The sequence below is a fragment of the Rhizobacter sp. LjRoot28 genome, from assembly GCF_964253025.1.
In the GTDB taxonomy this organism is placed as follows: Bacteria; Pseudomonadota; Gammaproteobacteria; order Burkholderiales; family Burkholderiaceae_C; genus Rhizobacter.
Map to the genome: position 1 here is coordinate 634,508 of NZ_CAXUQC020000001.1, position 18,616 is coordinate 653,123.

Here is an 18,616-nt window from a genome sequence, read left to right on the forward strand (position 1 = left end):
CTTGGAGGCGGCACTTCCCATGGTGGTCGCCTGCACCGGCCACGGCATCGGAGCTATCCCCGCACGGCTTCGAGATATCCCGCGACGACGATCTGTGCTATGGCGCGCGGCGTTCGGGGCCGGCCACGATGGAAGAGGAGGCACCGCTCCGCACGGGCGGCGGCTCATGCCTCACCCGGCGTGACGCGGCTTGCTCGTGACCTCGGGCAGGAAGACGCGAACCCTGCCGGGATCTCGGCTGGCTGAGGGAGTGCGTCCGTACCAGCGCTGGTAGGCGCTCGACAGCTGCGAGGCGCCTGCAAAGCCCGCGTCGAGGGCCAGTTCGGTGATCGAGCGGCGCGTGAACAAGGCAGAGAACACCGAGCGCTGCTTGAGCCAACCCGCGTAGTCGCGCAGGCTGATGCCCATGTCGGCCGAGAACCTGCGTGACAGCCAGTCGGCCGAGCACCCCACCAGCGCCGCGAGTTCGGCCGAGGTGGCCTCCGGATGTTCGTTCAGGCGGGCGAGCACGATCGACAGGCGCGGATCGGGCGTGCCGATCGGGGGCAGGTAGTCGGGCACCAGCGTGAGCAGTTCATTGAAGACAGCTTCCACGTGGCGAACCCCCATCGCGCCGCGGTAGGCGCAGGCGAAGTCCTCGCTGAAGGGACGGAACGGCTCGGGGGGCAGTGCCATCGCCCCCGGCGGGTTGAGGGCGCGAAACTGCGGGAAGGCGCGGTGCAGGGGCTGCACGTTGAAGCTCAGCAGCGGAGGCGCCCGGTTCACCAGGCGGCGCGCCACCATCGAGGCGACGGCAATGACGCGCCCGGTGACCACGCGACCGTCGCGGAGTTCGACCTCCATCGTGCGCGGCCCGGGCGACACCAGCAACACCGCGGCGGGGCGGCGCGTCCAGGTTGATGGCGGCCTGGGGACGGTCTGCAGGAAGCCGTGGTGGCCCAGCACGTAGATGTTCTCGAGCAGGGCCTCGGTCGATGACGGGGACGGCGTCGTCGATGTGTGCGTGCCGACGCGGGAGGTCGGGTCTTCAGCGGTGGGCAAGGGCATGCGGCGTCTCCTGTGTCGACCTGGCGCTGCATGAAGAAGGCTGCGCCGATTGCGTCCGGCGTACGCCTGATGACCGACGATTCACCTGTTGGTCGAACCTCCGTCGGGCGCCACCTCGCATGGAAGCTGCCGATCGTCACGAGTGATCGGGTGTGGCGCCATCCGGGGATGCGAGCCCCCTTTCCGCACAAGGGCCGGCATGGCGGCCTCTCGCCCGCCGCCCACCGGCGGGTCGTCAAGCCGGGCAGCGCCCGTCCCGCGCGGACTGGCCGATCCGCTCGGCCAGGGCCATCACGGCCCGGCGGTGGGCGTCGGCGAGGGCGAGCGCGTCGCCCGTGCCGGCGCTCTCGCGCAATGTCACTCGGCAGGCAAATCCGGCGGGCGCCATCGACCAGCCGGCCTCGAGCCAGGCGCCCTGACCCGCGAGCGTTTCGAATCGCTGCACGTCCAGCCGCACGCGCACCGGGCTCGTGGCGGGTGCCGGCACGGTTCGGGCGTCGATGGCACCGGTGCGTTGCCTGAGCGCCTCGAGCAGCGCACCGCGCAGTTCATCGCGCAGCGGCGCCACCCAGCGCTCCTGCTCGAGCACGCGCAGGCTGCCGTCGGGCAGGCGCACCACCCACTGGGGTTGATCCACCCCGGCCGGCACCGTCACGGGCCCGAGGTCGACGACCCAGGGCGTGGCGGCCGCGGGCGACGAGGCGGCAGGCGCCGCGGCCGGGAGGGCGGCCAGGCTGTGGAACCGCGCGGGTTGGGTGCTGGAACAAGCGGCCATCAGGCAGGCGGCGCCCGTTGCGAGGGCGCGGGCCAGGGCGGTGGGGAGCAGTCGACGGACCATGGGATGGCTTTCCGTTCAGCGTGAGGGAGCGATCTTCGCGTCCTCCGGCTTGCCGCGCAGCAGCGACTCCGGATGACGCTCGAGGTAGTCGGTCAGGGTGCGCAGGGACTGCGCGGCGCGCTGCAGGTCGAGCAGGGTCTGCTCGGCGTTGCGCTGCAGCGGGGCGTCGGGCGCGAGGATGTTGCGATCGAACTGGCCGAGGGTCTGCTGGGCCGCGCCCATGGTCTTGCTCACCTCGTCGAGCGTCTTGCGCACGTCGACCAGCGCGCGCTGGGCCTCGGGGCTCAGGTTGGCGATGGCGCGACTGGCCTCTTTCAATGTGCTGTTGAGGTTGTTGCCGATCTCGTCGAACGGCACCTTGTTGATCTTGTCGACGATCTCGGCGAGCTGCGGCTGGATGTCGCTCAAGGTGCCACGCACCGTCGGGATGGACGGCACTTCGCTGCGGGTGTCGAAGGTGACGCGGGTGGCCTTGGGGATGAAGTCGAGGCCGATGTACATCTGCCCGGTGATGAGGTTGCCGGTGCGGGCCTGGGCGCGAACGCCGTGATCCACCAGGCGCTTGAGCAGCAGCACGTCGCGTCGCGCCGGATCCGTGCCGGGCTCGCCCAGCGACTCGCGGGCCGCGCCCAGGCGCAGCGGATAGATGTCGGCTGTCACCTCGATGGGGAACTCGCGCGACTGGCGGTCGTAGTCGATGGAGATGGAGCGCACGGTGCCGATCTCGATGCCGAGGAAGTCGAGCGGCGCACCCACCGACAGGCCGCGCACGGACTGATCGAAGACCATGCGCACCCTCAGTGGTTCGCCGTCGGGCGGAGCCATCGCGGCCTTGCGGTCCGGGAACAGGGCGAAGCGGTGGCCATCGGGCGCGGGGGGCAGCTGCGCCGTGCCGGCAGGGCGTCCGAAGGCCAGCCCGCCGGACAGCACCGAGGCGAGCGTCTGGGTGTTGACGGTCAGGCCGTTGGCGGTGAGGGCGAGGTCCACGCCACTGGCGTTCCAGAAGCGGGTCTGGGGATTCACCAGCTGGTCGTACGGTGACTCGACGAAGATCTGCACGCCGATCTCATCGGCCACCGGGTCGAGCTTGTAGCCGACGACGCGGCCGACGCGCGTGCGGCGGTAGTAGATGGGCGAGCCGACATCGAGCGAGCCGAGGTCGTCGGTGCGCAGGGCGAAGCCCCGGCCGGGCTCGCCGCGCAGCACGTAGGGGGCCGTGGGCAGTCCCTTGAAGAAGTTCTCCTCCTCCTCGGAAACCCCCGCATCCACGCCGATGTAGGCGCCGGACACCAGCGTCTCGAGACCGCTCACCCCACCGATGTCGATGCGCGGCTTGACGATCCAGAAGCGGGTGTCCTCCACGGCCAGCGCCGCAGCCGAACGCGACAGGCGCACCGCGGCATGCACCCGCTGGCGGTCCTCGCTCAGCGCGACTTCCTCGACGCGCCCCACCACCACCTCCTTGTAGCGAACCTCGGTCTGGCCGGGCCGCAGGCCCTCGGCCGTCTCGAACTCGATGGTGACGCTGGGCCCGGTCGCGAGCAGGCTGCGCACGATGAGCGTCACGCCCACCGCCAGCGCCACGATGGGGACGAGCCACACGAGCGACGGGCCGCGCCAGCGGCGGTTCACCGGGGGCGGCGCCTCGATGGGGGGCGGGACGTCGGGCAGGTCGGGCTCACTCATGGGGTGCGGACGCGGGTGGCGCGTCGGTCGGGGTCACGGGGCCGGGCCCGGGCTCGGGCCACAGCAATCGGGGGTCGAAGGATTCGACGGCGAGGATGGTGAGGACCACCACCGCACCGAAGGCCAGCAGGCCGGGCTCGGGGCGAACACCGGCGAGCGGGGCGAAGTTGATCATGCCGACGAGCAGCACGACCACGAAGACATCGAGCATGGACCAGTGGCCGACCGCGTCGATCCAGCGATGCAGCATGGTGCGTTCGCGAGAACGCCACTGCGACGCTCGGCCCGCCGTCACCAGCAGCACGAGGATGGCCAGCAGCTTGACGATCGGCACGCCGATGCTGGCCACGAACACGATCACGGCCAGGCCCCAGTCACCGTGCGTCCACAGCTCGTGGATGCCACCGAGGATGGTGTGGCTCACGCTCCCGGTGGTGATGGACACCGTGGTCATCACCGGCAGCAGGTTGGCGGGCAGGTAGAGCAGGAGCGCTGCAATGGTCAGCGCCCAGGCATGTTCGAGGCTGTGGGGCTTGCGGTGGTGCAGCGGTGTGTCGCACCGGGGGCAGTTGAGCTGCAAGCTGGTCACCTCCGGCCCGGTGCGCCGGGACACCCGTCCGCAGGTGGGGCAGCTGTACAGACCGAGGCTGCGGCCGGTCTGCAGGGGCGTGTCGGCTGGCGAGCTCATCCGGCCCCCAGCTCGCTGCCCCGGGCCCAGAGGGTGTGCAGGCCGGCGGCGGTGATGGACGTCAGCAGCAGGGTGAGTGCCGCATAGGCGAAGAGGCCCACGCCTGGAATGGCCTCGGCCACCCCGGCGCTGCGCACGAAGGCCACGAGTGCGCTCAGCATGAACACCTCGACCATGCTCCAGTAGGTGGCCAGACGCAGCAGGCGCATCGCCAGGCGGAAGCGGGCCGGCACGAGGCCCATGGCCATGAAGCCGAGCACGTACAGGCGCAGCACGACGAGCATTGCAGGGAAGACGATGGCGGTTGCTGCAGCGAGCACTGCCACCAGGTGCTCACCGATCTGCCAGGTCAGCATGATGGCTTGCGGCAGGGTGACGCTGCGACGGATGCCTTGCAGGTCGAGCGCCACCAGGGGCGACAGGTTGCCGATGAGCAGGAACACGCAGGCGGCGAGCGCGAAGGCCAGCTGGCCGGTCGGGGTGACCACGTGGCCTCGGCCGAGCAGCGTGCCGCAGCGCCGGCAGCGCGCCACGATGCCGCGGCGCAGGTGCTGGCGGGCGTGCACCGCGTCGCAGGCATCGCAGACCACGAGCCGTGGCTCGGCCGTCAGCGGCGCGGCCGTTGCAGGAGCATTCGCCGAAGGGCGGTTCGAGGCCGGAAGGTTCAGCTCCGGCATGGCGGGAAAGGCACGGTGGGGACCAAGCGTCGGATTCCTGGAGCGCAATGGGCGAAGCCCCAAGCATGCCAGAGATGCATGGGGCTCGACCCGGCACGCCGTGCCAGTCCCCGCGGGCAGGGGGGCGTGCCGCGCCGGCTCAGCTGCCGAGCAGGCCGATCAGCGCATGAGCGGCCGCTTCCGACGACGCCGGGTTCTGCCCGGTGACCAGTCGGCCGTCGGTCACGGTGTAGGAGGACCAGTCCGCGCCGCGGCTGAAGGTGGCACCGTGCCCCTGCAGCATGTCCTCCACGAGGAAGGGCACCACGTCGGTCAGCTGCACCGCGGCCTCTTCGGTGTTGGTGAAGCCGGTCACCCGTCGGCCTTTCACCAGGGGCTGTCCGTCGGCGCCCTTGACGTGGCGCAGCACGCCGGGCGCATGGCAGACGAGCGCCACCGGCCAGTCCTGGCGGGCAAACGTTTCGATGAGGTCGATGGAGCGGCGGTCCTCGGCCAGGTCCCACAGCGGACCATGGCCGCCCGGGTAGAACACCGCGTCGAAGTCGCCGGCCTTGACCTGGTCGAGCGGCGTGGTGCGCGCAAGCGCCTGCTGCGCGGTCTTGTCCTCGCGGAAACGCTCGGTGGCAGCCGTCTGGGCATCGGGCTCGTCGCTCTTGGGGTCGAGCGGCGGCTGGCCGCCGCGGGGGGAGGCCAAGGTCACGGCCATGCCGGCGTCCACGAACACGTAGTACGGGGCGGCGAATTCCTCGAGCCAGAAGCCCGTCTTCTTGCCCGTGTCGCCGAGCTTGTCGTGCGAGGTCAACACCATCAGGATCTTCTTGCTCATCGTCATGCTCCTGCCGCGGCGATCTGCCGCAGCGCCTGTTCGAAAACCTCGGCGGGCTGGCCGCCTTGGATGAGGTGACGGTCGTCGATGATGACGGCCGGCACCGCGCTGATGCCTTGCTGCTGGTAGAAGCGCTCTTCCTCGCGCACCTCGTCGGCGTATTCGCCGCCGGTCAGCACGGCGCGCGCACGCGCGGCGTCGAGACCCACCTCGCTCGCCACCCGCACCAGCAGCTCATGGTCGCTCGGGTCCTGTCCGTCGGTGAAGTACGCCTTGAAGAGGGCGTGCTTGAGGGCCAGCTGGCGGCCTTCGAGGCCGGCCCAGTGCAGGAGCCGGTGGGCGTCGAAGGTGTTGTAGATGCGGCGTCGCGCACCCATGGTGAAGGTGAAGCCCACGGACGCCCCGCGCTCGCGGATCGCCTCGCTGTTGCGGGCGAGCTGCTCCGGGTTCAAGCCGTACTTCTGGCTCAGGTGCTCGGCGATGTCCTGGCCTTCCGGGCCCATCTGCGGATTGAGCTCGAAGGGCTGGAAGTGCAGTTCGACCGGCAGGTCGGGGCCGATGCGTTCCAGGGCGGTTTCGAGCGACTTCAACCCGATGGCGCACCACGGGCAGGAGACGTCGGAAACGAAATCGATCTTCATGGGGAGAGAGGTCCTGTGCGTCGTGAGACCGGCCGCGTGGCCGGGTGCCCAATGTGCGCCCCGCGACGGCAACCGGCCGACCGTGGGGTCTTTCACCCTTCAGGCAGGCGTCGTCGGCGGGCCGGGCCCCGGGCGCCTAAAATCAGGGCGATGCGCATTCTCTCCGTCATCCCGCCGATGACGCAGCTCAACACCCCGTACCCGTCCACGGCCTACCTGACCGGATTCCTCCGTGCGCGGGGCTTCGACGCCGTGCAGGAAGACCTCGCCCTGGCCCTCGTGCTTCGCCTGTTCTCGGCCGACGGCCTGCGCGAGGTGAAGGCGGCCATCGATGCGATTGCCGAGGAAGCCCGCAGCGCCAACGTCAACGCCTTTGCCGACCGCTTCGAGCGCTACCTCGCCACGGTGGGCCCGGTGATGGCGTTCCTGCAGGGGCGAGACGGCACGCTGGCGCACCGCATCTGCAGCCGCAGCTTCCTCCCGGAGGGCAGCCGCTTCGCTTCCCTCGACGTCTACATCGACGAGGACGGCGGCGACCCGCTCGCCTGGGCCTTCGGCGCGCTCGGCCTCCAGGACCGCGCCCGCCACCTGGCCACCCTCTACCTGAACGACCTGGCCGACGTGCTGCGCGACGCGGTGGACCCGCGCTTCGAATTCGTCCGCTACGCCGAATCGCTGGCGCAGAGCCAGCCCACCTTCGACCCGCTCGCCGAGGCGCTGGCAGCGCCGTTGAACCTGGTGGACTCGACGCTGCATGCGCTCACCCTGGATGCGGTGCAGCGTCATCGCCCCCGACTCGTGCTCGTGTCCGTGCCGTTCCCCGGCGCGGTGTACGCCGCCTTCCGCATCGCCCAGTCGATCAAGGCCTTCGACCCGACCATCGTCACGGCGCTCGGCGGTGGCTTCGTGAACACCGAGCTGCGCGAACTCAGCGACTCGCGTGTGTTCGACCATTTCGACTACGTCACGCTCGACGCGGGTGAGCGACCGCTGCTCGCGTTGCTGGACCACCTGGCCGGCAAGCGCTCGAACCAGCGACTGGTTCGCACCTTCCTGCGGCCGGCCGGCCAGTCCGCCGTGCGCTTCGTCGACATGGGCGAGCCCGACGTGGCGTTCGCCGAAGTCGGCACGCCGACCTGGGACGGCCTGCCGCTCGACCAGTACCTGTCACTGCTCGACATGCTGAACCCGATGCACCGCCTGTGGTCCGACGGTCGCTGGAACAAGCTCACGGTGGCGCACGGCTGCTACTGGAAGAAGTGCAGCTTCTGCGACGTGAGCCTCGACTACATCTCGCGCTACGACGGGGTGGCCGCCACCACGCTCGTCGACCGCATCGAGACCATCGTCCAGGAGACGGGCCAGACGGGCTTTCACTTCGTCGACGAGGCGGCGCCGCCGAAGGCGCTCAAGGCGCTGGCGGCCGAGCTCGAACGGCGGCAGACGTCGATTTCCTGGTGGGGCAACATCCGCTTCGAGAAGTCGTTCACCCCGGCGCTCTGCCAGCAGCTGGCCGACAGCGGCTGCATCGCCATTTCGGGCGGCCTCGAGGTGGCCTCGGACCGCCTGCTGGCGTTGATGAAGAAGGGCGTGTCGGTCGAGCAGGTCGCGCGCGTGACGCGGGCCTTCTCCGATGCGGGCATCCTCGTCCATGCGTACCTGATGTACGGCTTTCCTTCGCAGACGGTGCAGGACACGGTCGATGCGCTCGAGTACGTGCGACAGCTGTTCGAGAACGGCTGCATCCAGTCCGGCTTCTTCCATCGCTTCGCCTGCACCGTGCACTCGCCCGTCGGCCAGGACCCGGCCGCCTTCGGCGTGACGCTCGAACCGCTGCCGCCCGTGTCGTTCGCCAAGAACGATGTCGGCTTCATCGACCCCACCGGCGTCGACCACGACATGCTGGGCCAGGGCCTCAAGAAGGCGCTCTACAACTACATGCACGGCATCGGCCTCGAAGAAGACGTGCGCCGCTGGTTCAGCGTGACCGTGCCGCGCACGACGGTGCACAAGCACCGCATCGCCCGGGCGCTGGCAACCGCCTGAGTCCCGGATCTTCCGTCGGAGGAACGGGAACGCCCGGTTTGCCGTCTTCGACTGCTCATCCTGCCGCCGACGTGCCGCCAGCTGAGCATGCGCGGCAAGGGTGATCCCGGGCGTTCGAATTCCTCCGTGGCTCCCGGCCGGCATCGTCTCCAGCAACCCGAGGCTCGCGCCGTTGCCGGAGCGCCAGAGCGGCACGGCCCGCCGGACCAGAGGTCGGGCGGGCCGTGTGGCGCGGTCCTGCGGCGGCGGGCGCCGCATTCCGTTGGCGGCAGGGCTTAGAAGGTCTCCCAGTCGTCCGTGCCGGTGCTGGCGCTGGCCGGCGGCAGCACGCGTGCCGGCTGGGCCGGAGCGGGCGAGGGCAGCGCTGCTGGTGCGGCCGGTGCGGCGGCAGCTGCCGTCGGCGTCGGCGTCGAGGTTGCGGTGGCCGGCTTGAAGGCCGGGCGAATGACGTTGGTTGCCCGGTTCGGGCCGCGGCGCTCAACCGACGGCGAGGCCTTGGCCGGGGCCGGCGTCGCGGACGCGGCGACCGAGCTCGTGGACTGCGATTGGCTGGTCTTGAAGAACGACACGGCGGCGAGCAGGTCCTGCGCCTGGCGTTTGAGGCTCTCGGCCGCGGCGGCGGATTCCTCCACCAGTGCCGCGTTCTGCTGCGTTGCCTGGTCCATCTGGGTGACCGCTTCCCCCACCTGGGCCACGCCGCTGCTCTGCTCGGTGCTGGCGGCGCTGATCTCGCCCATGATGTCGGTCACGCGGCGGATGGAGGCCACCACTTCCTGCATCGTCACGCCGGCCTGGTCGACGAGCGTGGTGCCTTGCTCGACGCGCTCGACGCTGGTGGAGATGAGCGTCTTGATCTCCTTGGCGGCCTCGGCGCTGCGCTGGGCGAGCGAGCGCACCTCTCCGGCCACCACGGCAAAGCCTCGGCCTTGCTCACCGGCGCGCGCGGCTTCCACCGCGGCGTTGAGCGCAAGGATGTTGGTCTGGAAGGCGATGCCGTCGATCACGCTGATGATGTCGACGATCTTGCGCGAGCTGTCGTTGATGCCCTTCATGGTGTCGACCACGCGGCTCACGACCTCGCCGCCCTGCACGGCGACGGTGGATGCGCCCATGGCGAGCTGGTTGGCCTGGCGGGCGTTGTCCGCGTTCTGCTTGACCGTGCTGCCGAGTTCCTCCATCGAGGCGGCGGTTTCTTCCAGGGCGCTGGCCTGCTGTTCAGTGCGCGCGCTGAGGTCGAAGTTGCCCGAGGCGATCTGGGCGCTGGCCGTAGCCACGCCGTCTGCGTTCTGGCGCACGCCGGAGACGATCTGGGACAAGCGGTCCTGCATGCCGGCAAGGGTCTGCAGGAGCACGGCGGTCTCGTCCTTGCCGGTGGCATGCAGGTCGACGGTGAGGTCGCCGGCGGCGATGCGCTCGGCACCCTCGACAGCGCGGGCGATAGGACGGGTGACGAGGCGGGTGATCCACACGGCCATCAGCGCGGCGAGCGCCACCGCCGCGAGCACGAACACGCTGATCCAGGTGACACCGGCGGCAAAGGTGCGGTCGGCGTCCAGGCCGGCCTCGGTGGCGCCGTTCACGTTGGTGGTCGTCAGCTTGGCGACGGCCTCACGGGTCCTGGCAAAGCTGCCGGCGGCTTCGCCTTGGAGCCAGGCACGGGCCACGGGAAAGAGCGCCTCGCCCACTTCGGCGAGTTCGGCGATCTTGGTGTGCTTGGCGTTGAAATCGGCACGGGCCTTGACCAGTTCGGCGAAGGCCTGGCGTTCCTCATCGTTGACGATCTGGGCTTCGTACTTCGTGAACAGCTGGTCGAGTTCGGTGGTGACCTTGGCGTAGACCTCCTTGGCCGTTCGCACCTGGCCCGGATCGGCCGCGAGAACCATGTCGACCTGCGCGCTGCGCGCTGCATTGAAGTGGGCACGGATGTCCGTGGACAGCACCACGCCCGGCAACCAGTTGTCGGTCACGTCGTCGGTGCTCGCGCCCAGGCGCTTGAGCTGCAGCAGCGAGAAGCCGCCCACGGCGACGGTCAGCAGCACGACGCCCAGGAAGGCGATGCCGAGTTTGGGGCCGAGCTTGAGGTCTTGAATGTTCATGTGGTTTCCCTGGGAGACTGGATCAGCCCGCGCAATTGCCGCAGCACTCGCAACGAAGCCGGTGGTCCAGCAGGATTACGGCCGCCCGGCGGTGCACTTGAGCGGCAAAAGAGGTCGGATTTCTCGCCCCGATCGGGGCGGTTGCGGTGCTCGGACGACGAGCCGCCGACCTGTCGCGAAGCGACCGGACTACAGGATGTCATCCGAGGGTTTACCCGGTTAAGGGGTCCGGTCACACATTGCTGGTGGCGCGCACCTCGCTCAGGCTGGTGACGCCCTGAAGCACTTTCTCGATGCCATCCTGCCGCAAGGTCCGCATGCCCTCCACCTGCGCGCAGGCCAGCAGCTCTTCCGCCCGGGCACTCGTCTGGATCAGGCGGCGCAGCTCGCGCGAGACGATCATGAGCTCGTGCAGCCCGGCCCGGCCCTTCTGTCCGGTGTTGCCGCAGTGCTCGCAGCCGGGGCTGTGGAACATCATGATGCGGCCCTCGCGGCCGAAGCGCTCGGTCCAGCTGCGAAACAGGGTGTCGCGGGCGAAGGCCGGGTGGCCGAGGGGCGCCACGTGCAGGTAGTCGTCGAGCAGTTCGTCCACCTCTTCCTGCGTGGCCGGACGCGAGGTGCGGCAGTGGTTGCACAGGCGGCGCACCAGACGCTGCGCCAGCACGCCCAGCAGCGAGTCGGCGAAGTTGAAGGGGTCGAGGCCCATGTCGATGAGGCGCGTGACCGTCTCGGGGGCACTGTTGGTGTGCAAGGTCGAGAGCACGAGGTGGCCGGTGAGCGATGCCTCGATGCCCATCTGCGCGGTTTCCTCGTCGCGCATCTCGCCCACCATGATGACGTCGGGGTCCGCACGCAGGAAGGCACGCAGCGCCTTGGCGAAGGTCCAGTCGATCTTCGGGTTGACCTGCACCTGGCGCAGGCCGGGCTGGGTGATTTCCACCGGGTCCTCGGCCGTCCAGATCTTGCGCTCGGGCACGTTGATGTGGCTCAGCGCCGAGTGAAGGGTGGTGGTCTTGCCGGAGCCGGTCGGCCCGACGCACAGCACGAGGCCGTAGGGGCGCTCCATCACTTCCTTCAGGTGCTCGAGGTTCCAGGGGCTCAGGCCCAGGTTGTCGAGCGGGATGGGCTTGGCCGATGCCAGGATCCGCATCACCACGTCTTCCAGGCCGCTGTTGGTCGGGATGGTGGCGACCCGCAGCTCGATCTTGTGCTGCGGCGAGAACTTGGCGAAGTTGATCTTGCCGTCCTGCGGCTTGCGGCGCTCGGAGATGTCGAGGTCGCACATGATCTTGATGCGGGCGATCAGGGCATTGCGGTAGTTGGGCGGCAGCTCCAGGTGGGTGCGCAGCAGGCCGTCCTTGCGGAAGCGCACCTTGATCTTGTCCCGCCCCGGGTAGCTCTCGACGTGGATGTCGGAGACGCCGTCCGCATGGGCCTCGATGATCATGTTGTTGATGAGGCGCACGAGCGAGTTGTCGGACTGCTCGATCTGGCGGTCGTCCTCCGGCGCAAGCGCTTCCAGGCCCTCCTTCTCGAGGGTGGCCATCAGCTTGTTGGTGTCGTCGATCTCGAAGGGAATGGGATCGGCGGCGTTGACGGCGGCGAAGCGCTGCAGGCTGGCCGCGCCCACCTTCTCGTAGGCGGCGAAGAGCGTGTCCTCCATGCTGCGGCATTGCGCCAGCACGGGCACGATCTTCATCTGGGTGATGAACTCCACCTCGTCCACCGTGCTGCGTCGGCGCACCGGGTCGTCGAGCGCGATGACGAGCCGGCCCTCGCGGATCAGCAGGGGCATGACCTGGACCCGCACCGCCACGGCGTAGGGCAGCTTGCGAATGGCTTCTTCCTCGAACGGGAACGCATCGAGGTTGACGAGCGGGTAGCCCATCTTGCGCGCGAGCGCGGCCTGCAGGTCTTCACGCGAGACGATGCCCATGCGGACCAGGAGCTCGCCGAGCGGCACGCTGCGGTCCTGTGCCTGCTGGGCGAGGGCGTCCTGCAGTTGCTGCTCGGTGACCATGCCCAGCGAGGTGAGGGCTTCGCCGATGCGCACCATCGGCATGCTGGCCTGCTTGTCGATCGCCTCGAGCAGCTGGTCGGGCGTGACCACCTGCCGCATGAGCAGGATGTCGCCGAGCTTCTGGTTGCGAAGGCGCTGCTGGACGTCCGCGGCTTCCTCGATCTGCTGAACAGTGGCGGCCTTGTGGGCCACGAGCAGTTCGCCGATGCGCGGGCCGACCTCGAAGGAAGTGTAGGCGTTGCGCGGCACGAAGAGGCGCTGCACGCTGCCGTCGGCATCCACTGGCGGGAAGAGGAAGAGCCCGTGGGCGTTCTCGACGTGGCCGATGGTGTCGCCTTCGAGTTCGCCGCCGCCCGGCAAGGCGATGCGGTACGGGGTGGCCGGCCGCTGCTCCAGCATGTCGGCCGCGGGGTCGGCGCGTGGCTCGCGCACGGGTTGAAGGGGATCGAGCACGCGCAGCGAGCGGAACTGGCTGAAGCGCAGCGGCATCGTCGTGCGGGCAGGGGGCACCTGGACGTGGGCGACGAAGTCGTCCGGCACGAAGAAGATGAGCCGGCCGTTGACCTTCTTGCCGTTCACGCCGACGAATTCGCAACGCTGCGCCTGGCTCTGCTCGAGCGCGTCCGGGTAGGCGGCGAAGGGCGGCGTGGGCCAGCGGAAGGCCACGTGCTGCACCTTCTCCACCGGTGGGGCGGGGGGCTTGGGCTTGAAGATCGGCGTGTCGCCGTCGAAGTCGAGGTTGACGAAGTCGGATAGATCGGACACGGGATACGTCCTCAGCACGTGCCGGTGGCCACCGGCGAACTCGGAACGGCTTGTTCCAACGGTCATCCTAGGCAGCATCCGATGTTCCCAAGCCCTGATAAGCGGGCCGAATGCTGGGCACTTCGGCGGGCGGTGGCGTGCCGGCTGGTGGCTGACTTGAGGGCGCGAGCGCTTCGTGCCCTTGATCGAGCGTTGTCTCGGCGGCACGGCCGCGCCGGGTCTCGGCCCGGCAGCCGAAGCACTTTCTTGTCGCGACAAGAAAGTGCTCAAAGAAACGCCTGAACACCAGCTTCAGCTTATTCGTATCGTTGGTAATGTGAAGGTCTTACGCTCGGTGAAGGCCGAGGACTTGAGCAAGCCAGGACGTCTCTCCAGGTCTGCTTGATCAGAAGCTCTCGTGTTCAGGCGCTCGACCGAAAACCCCGCCCTCGCGCCGCGGCGGCCGGCCATCAGCGCAAGGCCGTGCCGCCGAGCCCAGCAAGCGAAGCGAAGCGCCCCTCAAGCCACCCGCGAGCCCGGGTCTCCCGGGCGACCCGGGGCGCCCCTCGGGGGCAGGAGCGCCAGCGACTGGGGGGCCAACAATCCCCATGCGACACTCCGGGCTGGTTTCGCTTGACCCTTTTCATGAAGCACCTCGTTCTCCTGGGCGGAGGCCCGGCCCACCTGCGCGTCCTGCACGAACTGGCGGCCGCGCCGTTGCCGGGTGTGCAGGTGACGCTGGTGGGGCCGCACGGGCGGCATGTGGCGCCGGAGATGGTGGCGGGCTGGATCACGGGCCGCCATGGCACCGAGGATTGCACCGTGCCGCTGGCGCCGCTGGCCACGAAGGCGCGTGCCGCGTTGATCGACAGCGAGCCGCTCGCCCTCGATGCCTCCACCCGCCAGCTGGTGCTGGCGAACGGGCACACGCTGCACTACGACGCCCTGAGCATCGACATGCCCGCTGTTCCGGACCGTGACGCCATCGCCGGTGCACGGGAGAACGCGCTGTTCCTGCGGCCGTCCGACCAGTTCCTGCGCCTGTGGGGCGCGCTCGTCGCCCTGGCCGACGAGCAGGCGCTGAGCGTGGTGGTGGTCGGGGGCGACATTCCGGCCATCGAACTCGCCCTCGCCGTTCACCTGCGCCTCGGCAAGCGGGCCCGGGTGGCGCTGGTGACGGGCGGTGGTCCACCGGCCGGCGATCACCCCCCGGCCTTCCAGCGGCGGGTGCGGCAGGTCCTGAAGCGAGGCCAGGTGACGATCTTCGAAGACCGGTGCGACGCCATGTTCGGCAACCAGATGTTGCTCGCGCACGGGATGCGGCTCGCCTGCGATGCGCCGCTGGTGGCGCAACCCGCGGGTGCGCCTCGCTGGGTGCCCGACAGCGGCCTGGCCCAGGGCGCCGGCGGGCTGCTGGAAGTGGGGCCGACGTGCCAGAGCCGCTCTCATCCCGAGGTCTTCGTGGTGGGTGAGCTGGCCGTGGCGCCGGGTGCCGCGCCGCCGGCGCACGCCGGGGTCCCCTGGCGTGATGGCTCGCCGCTCGGTTTGAACTTGCGCCGGTTCCTCGCGGGTGGCGCCCTGGTCGGCCGGGCGGCGCCGCAGCGCGGGCTGTGGCTCCTCGATGCCGGCCAGGGCCGCGCCTTGGCGGGGTGGCGTTCGCTGGCGGTCGAAGGCCGCTGGGTCGGTTGGCTGAAGGAGCGCGCCGAGCGGCGCCGTGTGGTCGCGGCCAGCGGCTCGGAGCCGCGCGCCGTGGCGCCGCCCGAGCCGGCCGTCGTGCCCGTGGCGCCCGTGCCGGGCACGGACGAAACCCAGTCCGGTCGCTGAGGCGGCGCCCGCCTGGCCCGGCCACCCGGGTCGGAACGGTGGCACACTCGATCCGCGGCCGCCTGCATTCCGGGCGCCGGCCTCACGACCGATGCCCATCCACTACCTGCGCGGACTCACGGGGAAGCACCGCAGCCCCGAAGGCAACCTCGGGCTCGCCCGCTTCCTCGCGTTCAATGCAGGGGCGGTGAATGCCGGTGGCTTCCTCGCCGTCGGCCAGTACACCTCGCACATGTCGGGCATCGTGGCGTCCATCTCGGACAACCTCGTGCTGGGCGAGCTGCAGCTGGTGTTCGGTGCGCTGGCAGCCCTGTTCTTCTTCATCGGCGGTGCCGCGACGTCGGCGGTGCTGATCCACTGGGGCCGGCGGCACACGCATCACAGCGAGTACGCCCTGCCGCTGCTGGTCGAGGCGCTGCTGTTGCTGCTCTTCGGGCTGATCGGCGGCAACCTGGCGGGCCGGGAGTGGCTGTTCGTGCCGGTCACGGTGGCGCTGCTCTGCTTCGTGATGGGGCTGCAGAACGCCATGATCACCAAGCTGTCGAAGGCGGAGATTCGCACGACGCACGTCACGGGCATGGTGACGGACATCGGCATCGAGCTCGGCAAGCTCCTCTACTGGAACCGCACGGCGCACGCCCACGCGGGCAAGGTGGTGGCCGACCGCCGCAAGCTCTGGGTCTGGGGGCCGATGGTCGGCCTCTTCTTCCTGGGCGGCCTGGTCGGGGCCTACGGCTTCAAGTACCTCGGCTTCGTGTCGACCCTGCCGCTCGCGGCGCTGCTGGTGGGGCTCGCAGCGGTGCCGCTGCTCGATGAACTGCAGGCCCGCTGGGGGGGAACGGGTCCCGGGTCACCGGGCGCCGCGCCGCCGCCCTGAGGCGGCCCGCCCGGCGCTGGTCAAAGCCATCACTTGTTGGGCCGGAAGGTGATGATCACGGGCGAGATGACTCGCCCGTCGATGTCACGCGGCAGCCGCTCGGTCTTGTCGATGGCCCGCAGCACCGCATCGTCCCACTCCCGCACGCCGCTGCTCTTCACGAGCTTGCGACCGGTGATGGTGCCATCGGGCGCCTGACGTACCTCGACCTCGGCGGTGGGATTGCCGTTGAGCTCGGTGGTGAGCGTGATGTTCGGCTCGACCGCCGCGCGGATGCGGCCACCATAGGTCGACGAGGGCCCCGCCGTCTGCGCGGCGCGCCCGCCCGGCGAGCCGTTCTCGGCGCCGGCCTGGGCCAGGATGCGCTTGAGCTGGGCGTCGCGTTGGGCATCGAGCTTGGCCTGCCGTGCGGCGTCCTGCTTCTTCTTCTCGGCCAGCAACTGCTTCTCGCGAAGCTGCTCTTCCTTCTCGCGCTTTTCCTCGGCGAGCTTCTCCTGGCGCTCCTTCTCTTTTTCCTTCTCTTTCTCTTTCTCGCGCTTCTCGCGCAGCTGCTCTTCCTTCAGCTGCTTTTCCTTGCGCGCCTTTTCCTTTTCCTTCTCGATGGCGATCTGGGGATCGGGGGCGGGTTTCGGGGGCGGGGCCTCGACCGGCTTGGGCGGCGGCGGAGGCGGCTCCGGCTCCGGCGCGGGCTTCGGCGGAACGGGCGCCGGCTCGGGCTCGACCGCCTCGATCTTCTGCGCGGCGATCTGGGGCACCGCGGCCCACAGCTCGGCCTCGATGCCGGCCGGATCGCTCGAATTCCAGTTCACGCTGAAGGTGAGGGCGGCGACCAGCAGCGCGTGCGCGCCGAGCGCGAACAGCAGGCCCCGGCCCATGCCTTCGGGCGCGCGAGGCAGCAGATCGTCCCGGCGTGCGCCGGGCAGCTGGGTATCCTGCATCGGGGGATGGCGGGAGTCAAACACCGGTGCTCTTCACCGACAGTCCGACGCGCTGCACACCGGCACGTTGCAGCGTGTCCATCACCTTCACCACCACCTCGTACTTGACCGCGCGGTCGGCCGAAATGACCACGGGGGCCTGGTCGTTGCCCTGCTGGAGCGCGAGCACGCGTTCGCGCAGGTTCTTCATCGTGGCTGTGCCGTCATCCTTGTTGTCCAGGCGCAGCTTCAGGCTTTCGTCCTTGGCGATCACGACCTCGATGACATGCTGTGGTTGCTGCTTGCTCTTGCCCACCGTGGGCAGATCCACCACGCCCGGCGTGATGAGCGGGGCGCTGACCATGAAGATGATCAGCAGCACGAGCATCACGTCGATGAACGGCACCATGTTCATCTCGGCGATGGTGCGGCGGCGCGAGCCGCGTCCGGCGACGGCAGGCATGGTCAGCGGCCCATGCCGGCGGCGGCAGCACCGGTGCCGGGCGAGGCGGGAATGGGGTGGCCGGCGTTGCGCTGCAGGATGTTCGAGAACTCCTCGGTGAAGGTGTCCATCTGCATGGCGATGCGGTCGATGTCGCGGGCGAACCGGTTGTAGGCGATCACTGCCGGGATGGCGGCGAAGAGGCCGATGGCCGTGGCGACCAGCGCCTCGGCAATGCCGGGGGCGACGGTGGCGAGCGACACCTGCTGCAGGTTCGACAGGCCGACGAAGGCGTGCATGATGCCCCACACGGTGCCGAAGAGACCCACGTACGGCGAGACCGAGCCCACGGTGGCGAGGAACGAGAGGTTGGACTCCACGGTGTCGAGCTCGCGCTGCAGGCTGGCCCGCATGGCGCGGCGGGCGCCGTCGAGGAGGGCGGCCGGGTCGACCACGCGACGCTCGCGCAGCTTCATGAACTCGCGCATGCCCGAGGCGAAGATGCGCTCCATCGGGGCGCCGTCGGCTCGCTGTGCCGCGTCGTTGTAGAGGTCGTTCAGGTTGCGCCCGGTCCAGAAGTCCCGTTCGAACTCTTCGTTGGTGTTGCGCACCTTGCGCAGGCCGAAGAGCTTGCCGAAGATGACGGTCCAGCTGGCCAGTGAGGTGAGCAGCAGCCCGGCCATCACGAGCTTGACGACGAAGCTCGCGTTGAGGATGAGCGAAACGATCGAGAAATCTTGGTTCATTGAGAGGGGGTCCGTCTCGGAGGTCGCGGGAGTCTGACGCTTTCGGGCGCCGCTTGTTCCGCGGAGGGGAAGATTATCGCGGTGTCGCCACCAGTCCCTCGAGCAGTTCGGCGGGAATGCGGCGGGGTTTGAAACTGTCGGTATCCACACAGCCGATGCGGATGCGGCCTTCGCAAAGGCGTTCGCCCCCCCGCCAGGCGACCTGGGCGATGTCGAGCGATGCCCGGCCGGCGTCCTGCACGTCGACCGTCACCTGGAGCACGTCGTCCAGCCGGGCCGGGCGCAGGTAGCGCACCTGGGTCTCGGCGACGACGAACATGACCCGCTGCGCCGCGCGCAGGGTCTCCTGTTCGAAGCCGCGCGCGCGCAGCCACTCGGTGCGGGCGCGCTCGAAGAACTTCAGGTAGTTGGCGTAGAACACCACGCCCCCGGCGTCGGTGTCTTCCCAGTAGATGCGGACGGGGTGCGTGAAATGGGCGGCGTGGGCGTCGGTCATGGGGG

At 69.5% G+C, this 18,616-nt stretch carries 17 protein-coding genes; 4 read left to right on the top strand and 13 right to left on the bottom strand.

Going from position 1 to position 18,616, the window contains the following annotated elements:
- Positions 1–171: 171 nt before the first annotated feature.
- The 7 genes from ACSQ2F_RS03040 to ACSQ2F_RS03070 all read right to left on the bottom strand — a co-directional run bounded on the left by ACSQ2F_RS03040 (position 172) and on the right by ACSQ2F_RS03070 (position 6,403).
- Positions 172–1,047, bottom strand: coding sequence for a helix-turn-helix domain-containing protein (locus ACSQ2F_RS03040; RefSeq protein ID WP_436019640.1), 876 nt, complete (start codon positions 1,045–1,047; stop codon positions 172–174).
- A 235-nt stretch (positions 1,048–1,282) separates the two neighbouring features.
- Positions 1,283–1,885, bottom strand: coding sequence for a PqiC family protein (locus tag ACSQ2F_RS03045; RefSeq protein ID WP_436019642.1), 603 nt, complete (start codon positions 1,883–1,885; stop codon positions 1,283–1,285).
- Positions 1,886–1,900: 15 nt separating this feature from the next.
- Complete coding sequence (locus ACSQ2F_RS03050; protein ID WP_436019644.1) at positions 1,901–3,571, bottom strand: intermembrane transport protein PqiB; 1,671 nt, start codon at positions 3,569–3,571, stop codon at positions 1,901–1,903.
- Positions 3,564–4,259 carry a paraquat-inducible protein A gene (locus tag ACSQ2F_RS03055; protein WP_436019646.1) on the bottom strand — a complete coding sequence of 232 codons (696 nt, stop codon included), beginning with the start codon at positions 4,257–4,259 and terminating at the stop codon, positions 3,564–3,566. The genes ACSQ2F_RS03050 and ACSQ2F_RS03055 overlap by 8 nt, the downstream gene beginning before the upstream one ends.
- A complete protein-coding gene (locus ACSQ2F_RS03060; protein ID WP_436019648.1) occupies positions 4,256–4,936 on the bottom strand; it encodes a paraquat-inducible protein A in 681 nt (226 codons plus the stop codon). The genes ACSQ2F_RS03055 and ACSQ2F_RS03060 overlap by 4 nt, the downstream gene beginning before the upstream one ends.
- A 139-nt stretch (positions 4,937–5,075) precedes the next feature.
- A complete protein-coding gene (locus tag ACSQ2F_RS03065) occupies positions 5,076–5,762 on the bottom strand; it encodes a type 1 glutamine amidotransferase domain-containing protein (RefSeq protein WP_436019650.1) in 687 nt (228 codons plus the stop codon).
- A 2-nt stretch (positions 5,763–5,764) separates the two neighbouring features.
- Positions 5,765–6,403 carry a DsbA family oxidoreductase gene (locus tag ACSQ2F_RS03070; RefSeq protein WP_436019652.1) on the bottom strand — a complete coding sequence of 213 codons (639 nt, stop codon included), beginning with the start codon at positions 6,401–6,403 and terminating at the stop codon, positions 5,765–5,767.
- 150 nt (positions 6,404–6,553) lie between these two features.
- Here ACSQ2F_RS03070 and ACSQ2F_RS03075 point away from each other — a divergent pair, with 150 nt between their 5' ends.
- Positions 6,554–8,449, top strand: a complete 1,896-nt coding sequence (locus tag ACSQ2F_RS03075) for a B12-binding domain-containing radical SAM protein (RefSeq protein WP_436019654.1) — start codon at positions 6,554–6,556, stop codon at positions 8,447–8,449.
- 275 nt (positions 8,450–8,724) lie between these two features.
- Here the strand turns inward: ACSQ2F_RS03075 and ACSQ2F_RS03080 are convergent, their stop codons facing one another.
- The gene (locus ACSQ2F_RS03080) at positions 8,725–10,545 is read right to left on the bottom strand and encodes a methyl-accepting chemotaxis protein (protein WP_436019656.1); all 1,821 of its coding nucleotides are present in this window, start codon (positions 10,543–10,545) and stop codon (positions 8,725–8,727) included.
- 232 nt (positions 10,546–10,777) lie between these two features.
- The gene (locus tag ACSQ2F_RS03085) at positions 10,778–12,664 is read right to left on the bottom strand and encodes a GspE/PulE family protein (RefSeq protein WP_436026717.1); all 1,887 of its coding nucleotides are present in this window, start codon (positions 12,662–12,664) and stop codon (positions 10,778–10,780) included.
- 841 nt (positions 12,665–13,505) lie between these two features.
- Here ACSQ2F_RS03085 and ACSQ2F_RS03090 point away from each other — a divergent pair.
- The 3 genes from ACSQ2F_RS03090 (at position 13,506) to ACSQ2F_RS03100 (ending at position 16,010) form a co-directional block, all read left to right on the top strand.
- Complete coding sequence (locus ACSQ2F_RS03090; protein WP_436019658.1) at positions 13,506–13,715, top strand: hypothetical protein; 210 nt, start codon at positions 13,506–13,508, stop codon at positions 13,713–13,715.
- Positions 13,716–13,954: 239 nt separating this feature from the next.
- The gene (locus ACSQ2F_RS03095) at positions 13,955–15,133 is read left to right on the top strand and encodes an NAD(P)/FAD-dependent oxidoreductase (RefSeq protein WP_436019660.1); all 1,179 of its coding nucleotides are present in this window, start codon (positions 13,955–13,957) and stop codon (positions 15,131–15,133) included.
- A gap of 91 nt (positions 15,134–15,224) precedes the next feature.
- Positions 15,225–16,010, top strand: a complete 786-nt coding sequence (locus ACSQ2F_RS03100; protein WP_436019662.1) for a YoaK family protein — start codon at positions 15,225–15,227, stop codon at positions 16,008–16,010.
- A 29-nt stretch (positions 16,011–16,039) separates the two neighbouring features.
- Here the strand turns inward: ACSQ2F_RS03100 and tolA are convergent, their stop codons facing one another.
- From tolA to ybgC, 4 genes are all read right to left on the bottom strand, one after another.
- Entirely contained in the window at positions 16,040–16,948 is a 909-nt protein-coding gene (tolA, locus tag ACSQ2F_RS03105) for a cell envelope integrity protein TolA (protein ID WP_436019664.1), read from the bottom strand.
- Positions 16,949–16,964: 16 nt separating this feature from the next.
- On the bottom strand, positions 16,965–17,390 hold the full coding sequence (locus ACSQ2F_RS03110; RefSeq protein WP_436019666.1) for an ExbD/TolR family protein: 426 nt from the start codon (positions 17,388–17,390) through the stop codon (positions 16,965–16,967).
- A 2-nt stretch (positions 17,391–17,392) separates the two neighbouring features.
- Positions 17,393–18,115 carry a protein TolQ gene (gene tolQ, locus ACSQ2F_RS03115; protein WP_436019668.1) on the bottom strand — a complete coding sequence of 241 codons (723 nt, stop codon included), beginning with the start codon at positions 18,113–18,115 and terminating at the stop codon, positions 17,393–17,395.
- A 73-nt stretch (positions 18,116–18,188) separates the two neighbouring features.
- A complete protein-coding gene (gene ybgC / locus ACSQ2F_RS03120; protein WP_436019670.1) occupies positions 18,189–18,611 on the bottom strand; it encodes a tol-pal system-associated acyl-CoA thioesterase in 423 nt (140 codons plus the stop codon).
- Positions 18,612–18,616 lie beyond the last annotated feature (5 nt).